This is a genomic window from Pseudolabrys sp. FHR47 (assembly GCF_005153485.1).
GTDB lineage: Bacteria > Pseudomonadota > Alphaproteobacteria > Rhizobiales > Xanthobacteraceae > Pseudolabrys.
In genome coordinates, this window is record NZ_CP039740.1 from 2,494,088 (window position 1) to 2,509,169 (window position 15,082).

The window sequence follows — 15,082 nt, forward strand, 5'->3', positions numbered from 1 at the left end:
CATGATGGCGTGTGAAGCGGGCGACTGGCATAAAGTGTCCTCATGCGCCCGCCTCGCCTCAATCCCCTGTTCGCCTCGATCACCAGCCTGCCCGGCGTCGGGCCGAAGCTGGCGGTGCTCTATGGCCGCCTGCTGGGCCGCGAGGAGCCGCGCGTCATCGATCTCCTGCTGCACATGCCGTCCGGCACGATCGACCGGCGCGCCCGGCCGAAGCTCAACGAGGTTCAGCCGGGCCAGGTCGTCACCGTCTCGGTTACCGTGGAGGAACACCGACCGCCGCCGCCGAACCGGCCGCGCGCGCCGTATCGCGTCGTTACTTCTGACGAGACCAACACGCTGACGCTGACCTTCTTCCACGCCAAGCGGGACTATCTGGAGAAGCTGCTACCGGTCGGCGAGAAACGCTACGTCTCCGGCACCGCCGAGTTCTACGACGGCAGCTTGCAGATGGTTCATCCCGACCGCGTCGTGGACGAGAAAGGGTTTGCCGACTTGCCTTTGGTCGAGCCGGTCTATCCGCTGACCGAAGGCCTCAACCTCGGCAATGTCCGCCGCGCCATGGACGGCGCGCTGACACGCATTCCCGAATTGCCGGAGTGGCAGGACGAAGCCTGGGTGTCGCGCGAACGCTTGCCCGGCTTTGCCGAGGCGCTGCGCAGCCTGCACAAGCCGCAGGACCCGCACGATGTCACGCCCGAGAGCCTCGCCTTCACGCGGCTGGCCTTCGACGAACTGCTCGCCGGCCAACTGGCGCTCGCTCTGATGCGCGCACATATGCGCCGGCAGGCCGGTCGCGGCACGTCGAGCGAGGGCCTGCTGCGGGCCAAAATCATGAAAGCCCTGCCCTACACGCTGACGCATTCGCAGCAGCAGGCGGTGAACGACATCGTCAACGATCTCGCTCTGCCGCAGCGCATGTTGCGGCTGGTGCAGGGCGATGTCGGCTCCGGCAAGACGGTGGTGGCGCTGATCGCGGCCGCGACCGTCATCGAGGCCGGGCGGCAGGCGGCACTGATGGCGCCGACCGAAATTCTGGCGCGGCAGCACTTCGCCACTATCGAACCTTTGGCCAAGGCCGCCGGCATTCATGTCGCCATCCTCACCGGCCGCGAACGCGGCGGCGAGCGCACGGCCATCCTCGATCGGCTCGCGCTCGGCGAGATCGACCTCGTCGTCGGTACGCACGCGCTGTTCCAGGACGAGGTGCTGTTTCACGACCTGGCGCTTGCCATCGTCGATGAGCAGCACCGCTTCGGCGTGCATCAGCGTCTCGCGCTGACGCAGAAGGGCGAATCCGTCGATGTGCTGGTTCTGACCGCGACGCCGATCCCACGCACCCTTGTGCTCACTTATTTCGGCGACATGGACATTTCCGAATTGCGCGAAAAGCCGCCCGGCCGCCAGCCGATCGACACCCGCACCATCGCGCTCGACCGCGTCGGCGACGTCGAGGATGCCATCGGCCGCGCCATCGCCGAGGGCAAACGCGCCTACTGGGTCTGCCCGCTGGTCGAGGAATCCGAGAAGATCGATCTTGCCGCCGCCGAAGCGCGTTACGAGGACCTGCGGCAGAGGTTCGGGGCCAAGGTCGATCTCGTGCACGGCAAGATGAAAGCCGCCGAGAAGGACGCCGCCATGGCGCGCTTTGCCGCGGGGCAGAGCCAGTTGCTCATCGCCACCACGGTGATCGAGGTCGGCGTCGATGTGCCGGAAGCAACCATCATGGTGATCGAGCACGCTGAACGCTTCGGACTGGCGCAGCTCCACCAGTTGCGCGGGCGAGTCGGCCGCGGTTCGGGCAAGTCGACCTGCCTCCTGCTCTACAAGGGTCCGCTCGGCGAAACCGCCAAGGCGCGCCTAGCCATCCTGCGCGAGAGCGAAGACGGCTTCCGCATCGCCGAGGAAGACTTGCGCCTGCGCGGTGAAGGCGATCTGCTCGGCACGCGGCAGTCCGGCCTTCCCGGCTTTTCCGTCGCGCGGCTGGAAGTGCACGGCAAATATCTCGGCGCCGCGCGGGACGACGCCAAGCTGATCCTGGAGCGCGACCCGCAGTTGCAGGGCGAACGCGGGCAGGCCTTGCGCCACCTGCTCTATCTGTTCGGCAAAGACGAGGCGATCAAGCTGGTAAGGGCGGGGTAAAACGCGCTTGCCTTAGCCCGCCTTCCGCCACTACTCCACCGTTTCCCTCGCCTTCGCCAGTTGCGCCATCCGTGCGGTGGCAGCGAGATCGGCGAGCTTCTTCTGCGCATCCTTGTCGGCGCCCGGCTGCACCATGCCGGCGGACATGATCAGGGTCATTGCGCTTTCAACGCCGACATCGATCTCGATCAGCTTGTTGCGCGGCACGAAGAAGAAAAAGCCGGTGGTCGGGTTCGGTGTACACGGCAGGAACACCGAGACATTGTCCGGCTCCGGCAGACTCGCGGCGATGGAGCCCGCCGGCGGCTGCGAGATGAAGACCAGAGACCACATGCCCGGCGCCGGAAACTCCACCAGCGCCACCTTGCGGAAGCTCGATCCCGATTTCGAGAACAGGGTCTCGAAGATCTGCTTCATGGTCTTGTAGACCGGACGCACGATCGGCATGCGGTTGAGGATACCCTCGCCTAGTTCGACCAGCGTCCGGCCGACGAGATTGGCGGCGAGGAAGCCGAGCAGTGTCAGCGCCACGATAGCGATGACCAGACCGGTACCGGGGATCGGCCACGGCAGATAAGTTTCGGGCCGGTATGGTTCCGGAATAAACGGTCGCACCCAGTTATCGACCCAGGTGATAAACGACCAGGTCAGATAAACCGTGATGAACAGCGGCCCGGCGACGACAAGGCCGGTGAGGAAATAGTTGCGCAGGCGTCCGGCCAGGCTGGTGTGCGAAGACGCCATCTCCCTGACGTCTTCGGACATCGCCTCGCCCGGCTTCTGTTCCGTCTCGCTCATGCGCAACCCGCCTACGAACTCAAAAAGACCGAAACGGCCCATTCGCCGCCGGTCGGGCCGCAGTCTACTCCACCGTGACGGATTTCGCGAGGTTGCGCGGCTGGTCGACGTCGGTGCCGATGGCCGCAGCCGTGTGATAGGCCATGAGCTGCACCGGGATCGAATAGACCAGCGGCGTCACGGTCGAGGCCATTTCCGGCAGGATCAGTGTCTCCAGCGACTCGATGGTCGCCTCCTCGGCGCCCTTGGGATCGGTGATGAGGATGATCTTGCCGCCGCGCGCGGCCACTTCCTGCATGTTCGACACCGTCTTCTCGAACACCCGGTCATGCGGCGCGATCACGATCACCGGCATGGTCTCGTCGATCAGCGCGATCGGTCCATGCTTGAGTTCACCGGCGGCATAGCCTTCCGCGTGGATATAGGAGATTTCCTTGAGCTTGAGTGCCCCTTCGAGCGCAATCGGGAACGAGGTGCCGCGGCCGAGATAGAGCACGTCGTGCACCTTGGCGAGATCGTGCGACAGCTTCTCGATCTGCGGCTCCAGCATCAGTGCCTGCGCCATCAGGCGCGGCACCGCAATCAGCGCCTGAACCAGCTTCCTCTCGTCATCCTCCGACAGGTGGCCGCGCGCGCGGCCGGCGGCCAGCGCCAGACAGGCCAGCACGGCGAGCTGGCAGGTGAAGGCCTTGGTCGAAGCGACGCCGATTTCGGGGCCGGCCAAGGTCGGCATCACCACGTCGCTTTCGCGGGCGATGGTCGACGAGGTGACATTCACCACCGATAGGACGTGCTGCTTCATCTCCTTGGCGTAACGCAAGGTCGCCAAAGTATCGGCGGTCTCGCCCGACTGCGAGATGAAGAGCGCGAGATCACCCTCCTCCAGCGGAGCGCCGCGATAACGGAATTCGGAGGCGATATCGATTTCGACCGGCAATTTGGCGAAGCGCTCGAACCAGTATTTGGCGACCAACCCGGCATAGAACGCGGTGCCGCAGGCCGAGATCGACAGCCGCTTGAGCTTCGTCCAGTCGAACGGTAGCTTGCCCGGCAAGGCCACGCGCTCGCCGACCATGTCGATGTAATGCGCCAATGTATGGCCGACCACTTCCGGCTGCTCGTGGATTTCCTTGGCCATGAAGTGCTTGTGATTGCCCTTGTCGACGAGTTGGGCTGTGACCGAGGATTTGACGATCGGCCGCTTGACCACGTTGTCCTGGGCGTCGCGCACGGACGCGCTGGTGTGCGTGAGCACCACCCAGTCGCCGTCGTCGAGATAGCTGATCGTATCGGTGAATGGCGACAGCGCGATGGCGTCGGAGCCGAGATACATCTCGCCCTTGCCGTAACCCACCGCGAGCGGCGAACCCTTGCGCGCGCCGATCAGCAAATCGTCCTCACCGGTGAACAAGAAGGCGAGCGCGAAGGCGCCGCGGAGTTCCTTGAGTGTCGCCGCAACGGCATCGGCCGGCGACTTGCCCTTCTGCATGTAATCGGTGACGAGATGCGCGACGACTTCGGTATCGGTTTCGCTGGCGAACTTGTGGCCGGCGGCGATGAGCTTCTCGCGCAGTTCGCGGAAATTCTCGATGATGCCGTTGTGGACGACCGCGACCTTGTCGGTCGCGTGCGGATGAGCATTGCTTTCAGTCGGCTTGCCATGCGTCGCCCAGCGCGTATGGCCGATGCCGGTGTTGCCTGACAGCGGCTCCTCTTTGAGCCTCGCCTCCAGCGCCTGCAACTTGCCTTCGGCGCGGCGGCGTCCCATGACGCCATGATCGAGCGTGGCGACGCCGGCCGAGTCATAGCCGCGATATTCGAGCCGCTTGAGCGCATCGACCAGTTGGCCGGCAACCGGCCTGGTCCCGAGAATTCCGACAATCCCGCACATGCGCTAGGGCCCGCCCCTTTTGAAAATTTGAATAATGCTGTAGCGGCCGCGGCAACGGCGCTGAAATCAAAACCTGTTTCGCCGTATGTCAGCGGACGTTAACCGCGAAGAGCCTCAAAAACCTTAACGGCCCACGTACAGTTAGCTCTTGGCCTTTTTCATTTTGTTGTAAAGCTCGCGCAAGCGCGACGCGCCGCCTTCCTTGTTGACCTGATGGCCGCGCGCGATCGCCAACGCATCGGCCGGCACGTCCTTGGTCACCACCGAGCCGGAACCCACATAGGCGCCATCGCCGATTTTCACCGGCGCCACCAGCGACGAATTGGTGCCGATGAAGGCGCCGGCGCCGATATCGGTAAGGTGTTTGTTCACACCGTCATAATTGCAGGTAATCGTGCCAGCGCCGATATTGGCCTTGGCGCCGACCCGCGCATCGCCGATGTAAGCCAGATGATTGGCCTTGGCGCCGTCTTCAATCGTCGCCGCCTTCACCTCGACGAAATTGCCAATGTGCACGTCCTGCCCAAGCTTCGCGCCGGGGCGCAGCCGCGCGAAGGGGCCGACGCGCGCGCCTCTACCGACCACCGCGCCTTCCAGATGCGAGAACGAGCGAATGGTAGCACCATCTTCGACCGCGACTCCGGGACCGAACACCACATTCGGCTCGACGGTCACGTCCTTGCCGAACGTCGTGTCGGACGAAAGAAATACCGTCTCCGGCGCGATCAGCGTGACGCCCGCTTCCATCGCCGCCGCACGCAGGCGCTGCTGCAGCACTGCTTCGGCCTCGGCCAGTTGCGCCTTGGTGTTGATGCCGCGCACGTCGTCCTCGTCGGTTTCGATTACAGTGGCCTTCAGGCCCATGTCGCGGGCGATCGCCACCGCATCGGTGAGATAGTACTCGCCCTTGGCATTGTCATTGCCGATGCGACCCAGAATTTTGAGCGCCGACGCGCCGGCCAACGCCATCAGGCCACCGTTGCAGAGCGTAATCTTGCGCTGGTCGGGCGTCGCATCCTTGTCCTCGACGATGGCGACCAGGTCATCGCCCTTCATGACCATCCGACCATAGCCGCTCGGATCCTTCGGCCGGAAGCCGAGCGCCGTCACCGCCGCGCCGCCTGCAATCGCAGCACGCAGGCGGCTCAATGTTTCCGGGCGCACCAGCGGTGTGTCGGCGAACATGACGAGAATGTCATCGGCGCCCTTGGTGATGGCGTCGCGCGCCGCCAGCACGGCATGAGCCGTGCCGAGGCGATCGCGCTGTTCGAAAACGCTCGCGCCCGAGGCGATGGCCTTAGCTTCGTTCGCGACATCGTCGCGGCCGGGGCCGACCACCACCGCGATGTCCGCGCCACCCGCTTTCATCGCTGCGGTCAGGACATGAGCAACCAGACTCTTGTGGCCGACGGCGTGCAGCACCTTGGGCAGGCTGGAGCGCATGCGCGTGCCCTCGCCGGCCGCGAGCACGATGGCTAGGCAGGATCGGTTCGAGCCTTTCGGTTGGTGCATGCGAGTGAACTCAAGGTGTTAGCGGGGCGGGCGACGCCACGGCCCAAGTTTCAAAGGCCAGCAATGCCGGATTCTGCTAATGTTTTCAATGACCTGATTCGTCGCTTTCGAGGGCAGCTATGGCCGACGCGTTTGACCCGCCGGAACACGGGCCGTTGCGTGATAACACGCTTATGTGGCGCTTGAGCCTCTGGGGCGGCGCCGCGACCGTGGCCGTCGCCGCGACGCTGTTGATATTGAACGCCGACCTCGGTCTCGACCGCGTTGTGCTGGCCCTGTCGCAGCCGGCGCCAGCGCAGCAGGCCGCGGTCGAAGACACGCTTCTCAAGCGCGTCGAGGCGCAGCGTGCCGAGGAAAATCGCCGCCTTGAGACGCGGCTGCGCGAACTCGCGGCCGACCGCGACAAGCTCAGCGCCCGCCTGGCGGCGCTGGAGCAGAACTTCAGCGACCTCACCGGTTCGATCAAACGCGATATTTCCGCGGTTGCTGCCACCGCGCTCGCGGCCAAGCAGGAGACGCCACAGGCTGCCGCGCCCGCGCCGGTGCTGACGGCCCCTCCGGTCACCACGGCAGCCCCCATCGTTCGGCCCGAGCCGGCACCGCAGCCATCGCCTGCCGAAGTCCCAGCCCGCGCCGACGTCGCGGCTGAGAAGCCACCGCAAATGGTGAACGTCCCGATGCCGCCCACCCGTGTTGCGACAGCGACGCAAGCAGCGCCCGAAGAGCCGCGCAAGCCCGAGCTTGGCGTTGATCTCGGCGGCGCGCGCTCCATGGAAATCCTGCAGGCCCGCTGGGTGGCCGTGAAGGCCAATTTCGGCCCGGTGATCGAGGGGCTGCGTCCGCTGGCCGGTTACGACGATCGGCCGGGCATCATTCCCTACCGGCTCATCGTCGGCCCGCTGCCGAATGGCGCTGCGGCGGCGCAGATCTGCTCGCGCCTGCATGCGTCGAAAGTGCCGTGCCGTCCCGTCGATTACGCCGGCGAGAAACTCGTCCCGTAGCGCGCGCGGTTTGCTCTCGATCCTGCGCGGCGGCATACTCCGCCGCGCCTGACGACGAGAGAATTCATGGAACCGCACAAACTGTTTTTGCCCAGCGCCCGCGCCACCAATGTCTTGATGATCATCGGCTTTTCCGCGCTCGGTTATGCACTCTATGTGCGCTACATGGGCATCGAACAGTCCGGCGTGGGGCTTGCCTGCAATGCCGGCCTCGATACCTGGATGTGCACGCAGCGGCGGGTCTTTGCCGCGCTGTTCGACCGTTCGCTGATCGGCGCCACCGCCGTCGTACTGGCGGCGATCCATCTCTTGCGGCCAACGCTCATCATTTTTGCACTGGCGCTCGCCACCGCGCTGATGGGCGTGGTGCTCTACAATGTCATGCTGTCGGCGCTGGCGATCGGGCTTCTGGTGCTCAGCTTTGCGCGTCGCGTACCCGAACCAGACTGATCGCGAACAACACCAGTGCCGCGCACAGCCACAGCGATTGCCAGTTGTGGAGGCTTTCGTTCGGCACGATGTAGATCGCGGACGCGAGTAGCATCACCCCACCGCCAGTCTCGGCCATCTGCCGCGCGCCGCCCGCCGGGCGCTGCGTCACCAGGCTCGCCACGAAGAACGGCACCGCCGCCGCGGTCAGCGGTGCGAACGGGAAGTCGCGGTAGCGCGGGTCGAACACCAGCCCCAGCGCGGTGATGACGGCGACCAGCAAAGTCAGCATGGCCACAAGACCGACCACGATCGCCACCTTGTCCCCGGTACGGCCGACCTCGGGACCAATGATGCGGGCGAAGGCCGGCTGCGGGATGCCGCGCATGATGGCCACGCTTAAGACAAGCGGCGAAGCAATGGCCGCCGCCGCCAGCGCGATACAGCGAATCCAGCCGCCGATGCCGATGCTTTCGATGGGCACGTTATGCAGCGTCCAGCCGATGGTCAGCCCGCCGGCGAGTGCGTTGGCCGTCACCGCGAGCCAGACCCGCGCCGGCGTTTCGCCTCGCCGCATCCACAACGCGACGCCGAACACTGCCAGCGCATATAGAATACCGACGGCGGCCTGCGCCTTCCAGAACGGATGGTTGGAGACCGGCTGGCCCCAGCCGAACTTCATCGCCCGGTCGGCGTCGCCGAACAGACCCCAGTGGCCGCCGACCACGCCTTCCTGCGCGCGCTTCCACGGCGCGTCATAGGCTTCGATGACATTGACCCGGTAATCCTCCCGGGCGGCATAAGCGAGCACCTCCTGGATCACGCGGGCCTGGTTGGCCGGCGACGGCAGCGCGCCCTCGCGCATGCGGCCCTGGCTCGGCCAGCCCATTTCGCCGATGTAGACACTCTTCGGCGCATAGAGGCCCGCCATCTTCTTGTGAATGTCGTTGACGTGGGCCGCCGCCTTGTCCGCGGCGATCGGGAAATCCTCCCAATAAGGCAGGATATGGATCATGACGAAATCGACCGCCGCAGCCACCTCCGGCGCCCGCAGCCAGAATTCCCACACGTCTGCGTAGGTCACCGGAACCTTGGCCCGGGCCTTGACGCTCCGGATCAGCGCGGCGAGGTCGGGCGCCGAAATGTCGCCGCGCAGCAGCGCCTCGTTGCCGACGACAAGCGCCATCACCGTGTCCGGATAGCGTTCGGCGAGCGACAGCGCCGCCTCGACCTGGAGCTGCGTCTTGATCGGGTTGTTGGAGACCCAGATGCCCTGGAGAACCTTCATGCCGTGGCGGGCAGCGATCGGCACCACGTTTTCGATACCCTGATCGGTGGCATAGACCCGGACGCAGTTCGATATCTTCGCCAGTTGAACGATGTCCTGTTCGATCTGCGGTGCCCCGATCTGGATGCCCTCCTGGTGCGGCGACTGGCTGCCCCGAAACGGCGCGTAAGACAGGCACCACAGCTTGTCGTCCGCCTTGAGCGGCGCACTAGGCATCGGGATCGGTTGGCCGAGCCAAGTCCACACGGCGGCAATCGCCGCCACAGTGACGGCGAGGCAGGCAAAGGCAAGGCGCATGGCTGACCTTCAGGGCGCGGCGCGACAGCCGGCGCTACCGTCCGGCCGGACCGGCTTATCGCCTCGCCCGGAGTCTGCCAAGATCGGCTTTGAGATACGCGGCAATTGAGCGCGCGACAGCCCATAGTCCGTCGCGGTGATGCTATGTCGTCATGCCTCTGGACAAAAACCGGGACTGAGGCCAAGTTTCGCGCGCACAGGCGGGCGGTTCCCGGACCATCGGGCTTAACCCGGCCTTTGGGGTATGAGGGACTTTGGGCCGGGGGGCCCTGGGCTTTCAGTCATTCAGCGCCGGTTCAGCCAGGACGCCGCATAAGCGTCTCAATCCGCCTGCACTAAAGGCCAAGGCTGAGCCGCGTCAGTGGCTTTAACAATATCGTCGGGAATTTTCCGTCCATGACTTCGCTGCGTATGTTGGTTGCCGCCCTGTGTGCGGTCTCGTTCGCTCTGTCCGCGCCGGGCGCCCTGGCGCAGTCGGGCGGCGCCCAGACCGAGCAGCAGAAGCCGGCTGCCGCCGACGCCGCGGCCAAGGACGCCGCCGCCAAGGAAGGTCAGAAGAAGATCGACGAAATCGCCGAGGCCACCAAGGTCCTGGTGGGCCCGGCCGGTAATCCCGAATGCGTTTGGCTGGGTCGCCGTGTCGTCAGCCTGCTCTGGCGGGACGACCTCGATACCGCCTTCCGCCATCTCGACCTTTACGACCGCTTCGGCTGCCCGAGCGCCCACATCCAGGCGACCTTCCGCTGCATCGTCCGCCAAGGCAATATCGATCCGAAAGCCCCGGAAACGCTGACCGGCCGAGTGCATGCCTGTTGGCTCAATCCCGGCCTGGCGCCGGCCCCGGCCGCGGCGGCTAACACGCAATCTCCTGGTTCGGAGGGAACGACGGCACGCCAGTGACGTTGTCCGGCGGCGTGCAAAATTTTCGTGCCCCCGTCACCCGTCAGTCTTGGTTTCGCCATGTCCGGTATCTACTTGAAAGAACGGTCTAACCTGAGCTATGCTGCAGTACAGCATGAAATGCTCCGGCCGAGCCCAGGGGACGGGTTCGGGGGCCTGCCACCCAGCCCCATTTGGTATTGAAGTCTATGCGCACCGTCGCTGCTGTCGTCGCCCTCGTGGCGTGCGTGCATGCCGGCTTGTGGCTGCTTGGCCAGGAGAAAGTCGACGCTCCCAACTTTACAGGCCAGCTGTCGAGCGTTTCCTACGCGCCGTTCCAGGGCAATGTGAACCCGGAAGACGGCGGCAAGGCTGAAGCCAAAAAGATTCGCGAGGATCTCAAAATCCTCGCGCCGATGACGAAGGCGGTCCGCACCTATTCGTCGACCGCCGGCGTTGAACTCGTGCCTGGCATCGCTTCGGAGTTCGGCCTGCGAGCGACGATCGGCGCCTGGATCGACAACAACAAGGATCGCAACGAGCGCGAGATGCGCGCTGTCGTCGACTTGTCGAAGCGCCATAGCAACGTCAACGGCATCTTCGTCGGCAACGAAACGATCTATCGCGGTGAACTGGCACCGAAGCCGGGCGACAAGCTGTCGGCAGAGGAAGCCGCCAAGCTGCAGGGCGCCAAGACCGCCGCCGAAGAAAAGAAGCTGCGCGAGGACATCGGCGTCGCGCGCCTCATCAAGATGATCCAGAAGGTCAAGCGGCAGGTGAACGTGCCGGTGACCACCGGCGAAATCTACAGCGTCTGGCTCGATCACCCTGAACTCGTCGCCTCGGTCGACTATATCGCCGCGCACATCCTGCCCTACTGGGAAGGCTTCTCCGACAAGCAGACCGTCGATCAGGCCATCATCATCTACGACAAGCTGCGCCGCGCCTATCCGGGCAAGCGCGTCGTCGTCGCCGAATTCGGCTGGCCGAGCTCCGGCTACAACTATCACAACGCCTATCCGGGCCGCATCGAGCAGGCCGTGATCCTGCGCGACTTCGTTGCGCGCGCGGAAGCCTACGGCGTCGACTACAACATCGTCGAAGCCATCGACCAGCCCTGGAAGATCTTCGAAGGCGGCGTCGGCCCGTACTGGGGCATGCTCAATGCCTCGCGTGAGGCGAAATTCGCCTGGACCGGCCCCGTCACCGACCCCGATCACTGGAAGCTCGCGGCCATCGCGCTGCTGGTCAGCGTACTGCTGTCGCTGCCGATCCTGACTTTGGCCGGCGCCTCGTTCTGGCAGGCAACGACGCTTGCCGCCGCCGCCAACATGGTCGGCGCGTGGTCGTCCGCGTTGTTCGGCTACTGGTACGGCCACTACTTCGTGCCCGGCGCCGCTTTCGCGCTCGGCCTCGGTACGCTGCTGCTGATCCCGCTGATCCTGATCGCCCTCGCCCGCATCGAGGAGATCGCGGCCATCGCTTTCGGCCGCAAGCCGGCGCGCCTTGTACCCGTCGCGCCGCCGCTGGCTCCCGATATGCCGGCGCCGAAAGTGTCGATCCATGTTCCGGCCTATCGCGAGCCGCCGGAAATGCTCAAGCAGACGCTCGATGCGCTGGCCGCGCTCGATTACCCGAATTTCGAGTGCGTCATCGTCGTCAACAATACGCCCGATCCGGCGATGTGGATGCCGATCGAGGAGCACTGCAAGCTGCTTGGCGAGCGTTTCAAGTTCGTGCTGGCCAACAACCTGCAAGGTTTCAAGGCCGGCGCTCTGCGCCTTGCCGCCATCCACACCGCCGACGACGCCGAGATCATCGGCATCATCGACGCCGATTATGTCGTGACGCCGGACTGGCTGCGCGATCTGACGCCTCTGTTCAACGACCCGACGGTCGGCATGGTGCAAGCGCCGCAGGATCACCGCGACGGCGCGCGCAGCCCGTTGCACACCGCGATGAATGCCGAATATGCTGGCTTCTTCGACATCGGCATGGTGCAGCGGAACGAGCACAACGCCATCGTCACGCACGGCACCATGGTGCTGATGCGCCGCAAGGCCATCGAGGCGTCGGGCGGCTGGTCGAGCGACACCATCTGCGAGGACACCGATCTTGGTCTGTGCCTGCTCGAGCACGGCTGGCAAGCGCACTACACCAACAAGCGCTATGGCTACGGCCTGCTGCCTGACACCTATGACGCCTTCAGGAAGCAGCGCGACCGCTGGGCCTATGGCGGCTTCCAGATCGTCAAGAAGCACTGGCGCAACATGCTGTCGCGCGACACGCGGCTCACCCGCGACCAGAAGCGCGAATTCGCTCTCGGCTGGCTCAACTGGCTGGGCGCCGAAAGCGTCGGCGTTGTGGTCGCCATCCTCAACATCCTCTGGGTGCCGGTGATCGCCATCCTCGACATCGCCGTGCCGGATCGCATCCTGACCGTCCCGATCGTGGCGAGCTTCGCCGTGACGCTGCTGCACTTTGCCGCGCTCTATCGCCTGCGCGTGCGCATCACCAAGACCGAGATGGTGGCGGCCGCGATCGCCGCAATGTCGGTGCAGTGGACAGTGGCGCGCGCCGTGGCTATGGGCCTGATCAAGGACCACCTGCCCTTCGTACGCACCGACAAGGGTGGCGGAAAGCGCAAGACCGATTTCCACGCGTTCTGGGAGTCGATCATCGCGGCGCTGCTCGTGGCCGGCGCCATCCTGCTGGTGCAGACCAACAACAAGGAAGTGCGCGAAATCTACATCTTCGCTGGCGTGCTGGTGATCCAGGCGCTGCCGTTCGCCGCAGCGGTGCTGATCGCGCTGTGGGAGCGCTCGCGCTTCAATGACTATGCCGTGCTCGAGAGCTACCGCGGCGGCATCGCCGCGCTCGCGCGCCGCGTCCGCCTGGTCAAGGTCAAGGCGCAGGCAGTGACCCCCGCTCAGGTGGTGGCGCAGGAGTCTCGGGAACTGGTGCAGTAATCTCTCCGGGCAACGACACAAAAAAGGGCGCCTGCGGGCGCCCTTTCTCGTTCGGCGTTACCGTCAGACGACCGACAGCGCCCGCCGCCAAATCCGTTGCCAAAGCCGCGCCGCGCGAGGTTGCCGACCATCTCTGCTTCGCGATCTACTCGGCCGGCCATGCCTTTAACCGCGTCTACAAGCCGCTGCTCGATGAGCTGAAACTCACCTACCCGCAATATCTGGTGATGGTCGCGCTGTGGGCGCAGGACGACCAGACCGTCGGCGAGATCGGCGCCAAGCTGTTCCTGGAATCGAGCACACTGACGCCGCTGCTCAAGAGGCTTGAGGCGCTGGGTTATCTCGCGCGCAAGCGCGACCGCGAGGACGAGCGCCAGGTGCGGCTCACCCTCACCGACAAAGGCTCTGCCCTCCGCAAGAAGGCGCGCGACGTCAGTGCCTGCGTCGGCGCCGCCACCGGCCTGCCGCTCGAGGCCGCCGTCAGGCTGCGCGGCGAGATCGTCGCCTTGCGCGACAGCCTGATGAAGGCGGCGGGCTGATCTTGCTTCACCTCTCCCTTTGGGAGAGGTCGACGCACGAAGTGCGTCGGGTGAGGGGTTACAAACTATCGATAGGCACTTGCCCCCTCACCCCAACCCTCTCCCCCAAGGGGAGAGGGAGCATGCCGAGGCAGCCGCAAGGTCTTACGTACTCTCGCTAAGCCGGCAGCGCGGTCTCCACCAGCCGCACCCAATACGAGGTGCCGACCGGGATGGCGTCATCGTTGAAGTTGTAGCGCGGGTGATGCAAGCCGGCGGTGTCGCCATTGCCGACCCAGATGAAGGCGCCGGGCCGCTTGCGCAGCAGGAAGGAGAAATCCTCCGCGCCCATCATCGGCGGCAGCTTGGTGTTGACGCGCTCCTTGCCGGCGATCTCCTGCGCCACGGAAGCCGCAAATCCGGTCTCGGCCTCGTGGTTGACCAGCACCGGGTAATTGCGACGGTAGGTGAACTTGGCTTTGGCGCCGAAGGCCGCCGCGGTGTTCTCGACGAGGCGGGCAAGGTTCGCCTCCACCATGTCCTGCACTTTGTCGTCGAGCGTGCGCGCGGTGCCGCGAAGCCGCACCGACTGCGGGATGATGTTGTCGGCTGAGCCCGCCTCGACGACGCAGATCGACACCACCGCGGACTTCAGCGGGTCGGTGTTGCGCGACACCACCGACTGGATGCCGGTGATGATATGGGCCCCGACCAGCACCGGGTCGATGGTGAGATGCGGGCGCGCCGCGTGGCCGCCATAGCCCTCGATGTCGATGGTGACATAATCGGCTGCCGCCATGATCGGCCCGCTGTTAATGCCGAACTCGCCGACCGGCATGCCGGGGTAATTGTGCATGCCGTAGAACTCGTCGATGCCGAAGCGCTCGGCCATGCCGTCCTCGAGCATGGCGCGCGCGCCGGCACCGCCCTCCTCCGCCGGCTGGAACACGACGACCACGGTGCCGTCGAAATTGCGGGTCTCGGCGAGATAGCGCGCCGCCCCGAGCAGCATGGCGGTGTGGCCGTCATGGCCGCAGGCATGCATGGCGCCGGGCGTTGTGGATTTGTACGGCAGGTCGTTCAATTCGGTGATCGGCAGCGCGTCCATGTCGGCGCGCAGCGCCACGGTCTTGCCGGAGCCCTGCTTGCGGCCGCGAATGACGCCGACCACGCCGGTCTTGCCGATGCCCGGCACCACCTCATCGCAGCCGAAGGCCTTCAGCTTCTCGGCCACGGAGGCCGCGGTGCGGTGCACCTCGTAGAGGATCTCGGGATGGGCGTGCAGGTCGCGCCGCCAGGCGGTGATGTCGGAATGCAGGTCGGCGACGCGGTTGACGATCGGCATGACGGGTCCTTATGGC

Annotated in this window: 11 protein-coding genes; 6 read left to right on the top strand and 5 right to left on the bottom strand. The window is 65.2% G+C overall.

Translation table 11 applies throughout. The features are described from left to right. The first annotated feature begins 42 nt into the window (after positions 1-42). Positions 43-2,139, top strand: a complete 2,097-nt coding sequence (gene recG / locus E8Q40_RS12280; RefSeq protein WP_137044834.1) for an ATP-dependent DNA helicase RecG — start codon at positions 43-45, stop codon at positions 2,137-2,139. Positions 2,140-2,169: 30 nt separating this feature from the next. On the opposite strand, the gene E8Q40_RS12285 is transcribed toward recG, so the two are convergent. The 3 genes from E8Q40_RS12285 to glmU all read right to left on the bottom strand — a co-directional run bounded on the left by E8Q40_RS12285 (position 2,170) and on the right by glmU (position 6,340). Next, positions 2,170-2,937 carry a DUF502 domain-containing protein gene (locus tag E8Q40_RS12285; RefSeq protein WP_370455184.1) on the bottom strand — a complete coding sequence of 256 codons (768 nt, stop codon included), beginning with the start codon at positions 2,935-2,937 and terminating at the stop codon, positions 2,170-2,172. Between the two features lie 64 nt (positions 2,938-3,001). Then, positions 3,002-4,828 (bottom strand): glutamine--fructose-6-phosphate transaminase (isomerizing), encoded by a 1,827-nt coding sequence (gene glmS, locus E8Q40_RS12290; RefSeq protein WP_137044835.1) that lies wholly within the window; start codon positions 4,826-4,828, stop codon positions 3,002-3,004. Positions 4,829-4,969: 141 nt separating this feature from the next. Then, positions 4,970-6,340: a bifunctional UDP-N-acetylglucosamine diphosphorylase/glucosamine-1-phosphate N-acetyltransferase GlmU gene (glmU, locus tag E8Q40_RS12295; protein ID WP_137044836.1), complete on the bottom strand. Its 1,371-nt coding sequence runs from the start codon at positions 6,338-6,340 to the stop codon at positions 4,970-4,972. A gap of 173 nt (positions 6,341-6,513) precedes the next feature. On the opposite strand from glmU, the gene E8Q40_RS12300 reads away from it, so the two are divergent. Then, a complete protein-coding gene (locus E8Q40_RS12300) occupies positions 6,514-7,341 on the top strand; it encodes a hypothetical protein (protein ID WP_137044837.1) in 828 nt (275 codons plus the stop codon). A gap of 66 nt (positions 7,342-7,407) precedes the next feature. Beyond that, entirely contained in the window at positions 7,408-7,791 is a 384-nt protein-coding gene (locus tag E8Q40_RS12305) for a hypothetical protein (protein WP_137044838.1), read from the top strand. On the opposite strand, the gene E8Q40_RS12310 is transcribed toward E8Q40_RS12305, so the two are convergent. Continuing rightward, the gene (locus E8Q40_RS12310; protein WP_205995501.1) at positions 7,757-9,355 is read right to left on the bottom strand and encodes a beta-(1-6) glucans synthase; all 1,599 of its coding nucleotides are present in this window, start codon (positions 9,353-9,355) and stop codon (positions 7,757-7,759) included. The two genes, E8Q40_RS12305 and E8Q40_RS12310, sit on opposite strands and share 35 nt — an antisense overlap. Before the next feature lie 396 nt (positions 9,356-9,751). Between E8Q40_RS12310 and E8Q40_RS12315 the strand changes: the two genes are divergently transcribed. The 3 genes from E8Q40_RS12315 to E8Q40_RS12325 all read left to right on the top strand — a co-directional run bounded on the left by E8Q40_RS12315 (position 9,752) and on the right by E8Q40_RS12325 (position 13,742). After that, positions 9,752-10,255: a beta-1-3, beta-1-6-glucan biosynthesis protein gene (locus E8Q40_RS12315; protein ID WP_205995503.1), complete on the top strand. Its 504-nt coding sequence runs from the start codon at positions 9,752-9,754 to the stop codon at positions 10,253-10,255. Positions 10,256-10,443: 188 nt separating this feature from the next. Further along, entirely contained in the window at positions 10,444-13,203 is a 2,760-nt protein-coding gene (locus tag E8Q40_RS12320) for a glycosyltransferase (RefSeq protein WP_137044839.1), read from the top strand. Positions 13,204-13,346: 143 nt separating this feature from the next. Then, a complete protein-coding gene (locus E8Q40_RS12325; RefSeq protein WP_246663099.1) occupies positions 13,347-13,742 on the top strand; it encodes a MarR family winged helix-turn-helix transcriptional regulator in 396 nt (131 codons plus the stop codon). 157 nt (positions 13,743-13,899) lie between these two features. Here the strand turns inward: E8Q40_RS12325 and E8Q40_RS12330 are convergent, their stop codons facing one another. Further along, on the bottom strand, positions 13,900-15,066 hold the full coding sequence (locus tag E8Q40_RS12330; RefSeq protein ID WP_137044841.1) for a M20 aminoacylase family protein: 1,167 nt from the start codon (positions 15,064-15,066) through the stop codon (positions 13,900-13,902). Between the last annotated feature and the right edge of the window lie 16 nt (positions 15,067-15,082).

Bases quoted from the DNA above. Each gene is read 5' to 3' on its own strand.
- recG (WP_137044834.1), top strand. From the start codon at position 43: ATGCGCCCGCCTCGCCTCAATCCCCTGTTCGCCTCGATCACCAGCCTG.
- E8Q40_RS12285 (WP_370455184.1), bottom strand. From the start codon at position 2,937: ATGAGCGAGACGGAACAGAAGCCGGGCGAGGCGATGTCCGAAGACGTC.
- glmS (WP_137044835.1), bottom strand. From the start codon at position 4,828: ATGTGCGGGATTGTCGGAATTCTCGGGACCAGGCCGGTTGCCGGCCAA.
- glmU (WP_137044836.1), bottom strand. From the start codon at position 6,340: ATGCACCAACCGAAAGGCTCGAACCGATCCTGCCTAGCCATCGTGCTC.
- E8Q40_RS12300 (WP_137044837.1), top strand. From the start codon at position 6,514: ATGTGGCGCTTGAGCCTCTGGGGCGGCGCCGCGACCGTGGCCGTCGCC.
- E8Q40_RS12305 (WP_137044838.1), top strand. From the start codon at position 7,408: ATGGAACCGCACAAACTGTTTTTGCCCAGCGCCCGCGCCACCAATGTC.
- E8Q40_RS12310 (WP_205995501.1), bottom strand. From the start codon at position 9,355: ATGCGCCTTGCCTTTGCCTGCCTCGCCGTCACTGTGGCGGCGATTGCC.
- E8Q40_RS12315 (WP_205995503.1), top strand. From the start codon at position 9,752: ATGACTTCGCTGCGTATGTTGGTTGCCGCCCTGTGTGCGGTCTCGTTC.
- E8Q40_RS12320 (WP_137044839.1), top strand. From the start codon at position 10,444: ATGCGCACCGTCGCTGCTGTCGTCGCCCTCGTGGCGTGCGTGCATGCC.
- E8Q40_RS12330 (WP_137044841.1), bottom strand. From the start codon at position 15,066: ATGCCGATCGTCAACCGCGTCGCCGACCTGCATTCCGACATCACCGCC.